2 protein-coding genes and 1 pseudogene are annotated in these 3,054 nt (G+C 72.3%); all 3 read left to right on the top strand.

Features of this window, described 5'->3' with window-relative positions; all coding sequences use genetic code 11:
• A pseudogene (locus GCU69_RS07855) lies at positions 1 to 319 on the top strand (metabolite traffic protein EboE); the annotation flags it as partial.
• A complete protein-coding gene (locus tag GCU69_RS07850) occupies positions 316 to 1,725 on the top strand; it encodes a nucleotide pyrophosphatase/phosphodiesterase family protein (RefSeq protein ID WP_098754443.1) in 1,410 nt (469 codons plus the stop codon). The pseudogene GCU69_RS07855 and the gene GCU69_RS07850, both read left to right, overlap by 4 nt.
• Positions 1,726 to 1,974: 249 nt before the next feature.
• Positions 1,975 to 3,006 (top strand): sugar phosphate isomerase/epimerase family protein, encoded by a 1,032-nt coding sequence (locus tag GCU69_RS07845; RefSeq protein WP_156205502.1) that lies wholly within the window; start codon positions 1,975 to 1,977, stop codon positions 3,004 to 3,006.
• The last annotated feature ends 48 nt before the right edge of the window (positions 3,007 to 3,054 follow it).

The following is a 3,054-nucleotide window of genomic DNA, read 5'->3' as shown; positions in this document are numbered from 1 at the left end:
CCCTGACGGCGCCGCCGACCCCGCCGGCACCGCCCTGCCCACCGGCGCCCCCTGGCGGGTCCACCTGCATGTCCCACTGCACGCCCCGCTGCTGCCGCCGCTCACCTCCACCCTGCCGGTCCTCCAGGACACCCTGACCCGGCTCGTGGGCGGTGCCCGGCCGCTCACCCGCCATCTGGAGGTCGAGACGTACACCTGGCAGGCGCTCCCCGCCGAGCTTCGCCCCCGCACCCGGGCCCAGCTCGCCGACGGGATCGCCGCCGAACTCGGTCTCGTCCGCGACCTGCTCACCGCCCTCGGCCTGAAGGAGCTGCCATGACCGGCGCCCCCGCCCGCACCCCGCGCCGGCTGCTGGTGCTCGATGTCGTCGGCCTCACCCCGCGCCTGCTGCGGATGATGCCCAATCTGCGCGAGCTGGCCGACACCGGCAGTCACGCCCCGCTGGAGACCGTGCTGCCCGCCGTGACCTGCGCCGCCCAGTCGACGTTCCTCACCGGGGCACCGCCCGCCGAGCACGGCATCGTCGGCAACGGCTGGTATTTCCGCGAACTCGGCGACGTCCTGCTGTGGCGCCAGCACAACGGCCTCGTCGGCGGTGACAAGCTCTGGGACGCGGCCCGGCGCGCGCACCCCGGCTACACGGTTGCGAACATCTGCTGGTGGTACGCGATGGGCGCGGACACCGACATCACCGTCACCCCGCGCCCGGTCTACTACGCCGACGGCCGCAAGGAACCCGACTGCTACACCCGCCCGGTCGAGCTGCACGACGAGCTGACCGAGAAGCTCGGCACCTTCCCGCTCTTCCACTTCTGGGGGCCGGGAGCCGACCTCGTCTCCTCGCAGTGGATCATCGACGCCACCCGCCACATCATGCGCACCCGCCCGACCGATCTCACGCTCTGCTATCTGCCGCACCTCGACTACGACCTCCAGCGCTACGGCCCCGACGACCCCCGCTCGCACGCCGCCGCACGGGATCTCGACCGCGCCCTCGCGCCCCTGCTGGACGACGCGCGGGCCGGCGGGGCGACGGTCGTCGCGCTCTCCGAGTACGGCATCACCAACGTCTCCCGTCCCGTCGACATCAACCGTGCCCTGCGCCGCGCCGGACTGCTGGAGGTGCACACCCAGGACGGCATGGAATACCTCGACCCGTGGACGTCGCGGGCCTTCGCCGTCGCCGACCACCAGATCGCGCACGTGTATGTGCGGCGCCCGCAGGATCCCGCGGAGACGGCCGCCGTACGAGAAGCCCTCGACGGCGTCCCGGGCATCGCCGAACTGCTGGACGAGGACGGCAAGAAGGCGCACGGCCTGGACCATCCGCGGTCGGGCGAACTCGTCGCCGTCGCCGAGCCGGACTCCTGGTTCACCTACTACTACTGGCTGGAAGACGACCGGGCGCCGGACTTCGCGCAGCTCGTGGAGATCCACCGCAAGCCCGGCTACGACCCGGTCGAGCTGTTCATGGACCCGAAGGACCCCTATGTCCGGGTGAAGGCCGGGGCCGCGCTCGCCCGGAAGAAGCTCGGGATGCGCTACCGGATGGCCGTCGTCCCGCTCGACCCGTCCCCGATCCGCGGCAGCCACGGCCGGCTGCCGGATCACCCCGACGACGGCCCGGTGCTCATCTGCTCCGCGCCGGACGCGGTCACAGGCGACGGCCCTGTCGCCGCCACGGCCGTGAAATCCCTGCTCCTGGGCCTCGCCGGGCTCGGCTGACACCGGCCGCCGAGGCCGCGGGGACCCGTCCCCGAGACCCGGAAAGCCCGAAAGCGGCAAAAGGCCCGAAAGGCATGGACGGCCCCGACGGCTCGCACGGCCCGGACGGGCAGACCTGGCCCCGTACCGACCACAACTCCTGCACATCACTGAACGTCACCCCCCGTCACGCAGAGTATCCGAGTTCTCTCGCATCCGCCACCCCCGCCCATCCGCCCCGAACCGTCCCACCACGACAGGAGCCCCACCGTGACCAAGTACGACTCCGAACTCGCCCAGGTACTCCACCGCCGCAGATTCCTCGGCGTCGCCGCGGGCACCACCGCCGCCGCCCTGCTGGGCGCGGCCGCCGCCCCGTCCGCCACGGCGGCCCCCGCCGAAGCCCCCGCCGGCCGCGGCCGCCCCGTGCTGCCCCCGGGGCGGCTCGGCATGCAGCTCTACAGCCTCCGCGACCAGGTGAGCACCGTCGGTTTCGCCCGGGTCTTCGAGGAGCTGAGCCGGCACGGCTACGACGAGATCGAGTTCGCCGGCTACACCCAGGGCGAGGCGGGCGACATCACCCTCCCGCAGCTGCGCCGGCTGGTCCGCGACAACGGTCTGAAGGCCGTCGGCAGCCACGTCGGCTACTACTCCGACGACCCGGACGCGTACACCTTCGCCACCCAGCTGGAGAAGGTGCTCGACGACGCCGCCGAACTGGGGCTGAAGCACGTCGGCACGGCCAGCGGACCGTTCCGGTACGGCGACACCGTGGACGCGTGGAAGCGCGCGGCGGAGGAGTTCAACACCTACGGCGCGGCGGCCCGCGAGCGCGGCATGAAGTTCTACCAGCACAACCACGCGGAGGAGTTCTCCTTCGCGAGCGACCGTCCCGACGTGCGCCTGTACGACGTGCTGCTGGAGGAGACCGATCCGGATCTGGTCTATCTGGAGATGGACATCTACTGGGCGTTCTGCGGCCAGTTCCGCTTCGGGGTGCGCCCGGACGGCACGCCCGCGCCGTTCGACCCGATCGACTACGTGGCCCGGCAGCCGCACCGCTATCCGCTCTTCCACGTCAAGGACGGCGAGCGCGACGAGTCGACCCGCGACGGCTACATCATGTCGGACGTCGGGGACGGCGACATCGACTACCGGAGCTTCATCGGCGGCGTCGAGCGGATGCGCGGCCGGCACAGCCACCACTGGATCGCCGAGCACGACAACCCGGGCGACTCGTTCCGCTTCGCCCGCCGCTCGGCGGAGCACCTGCTCTCGCTGCGCGAGCAGCGGGACTGCTGACACCGTCGCCCGGACCGGTGCCCGCGGCCGTACCGCCACGGCCGCGGG

This window comes from Streptomyces lycii (assembly GCF_009735685.1).
GTDB lineage: Bacteria > Actinomycetota > Actinomycetes > Streptomycetales > Streptomycetaceae > Streptomyces > Streptomyces lycii.
This window is presented reverse-complemented; position numbering and strand designations above follow the sequence as displayed.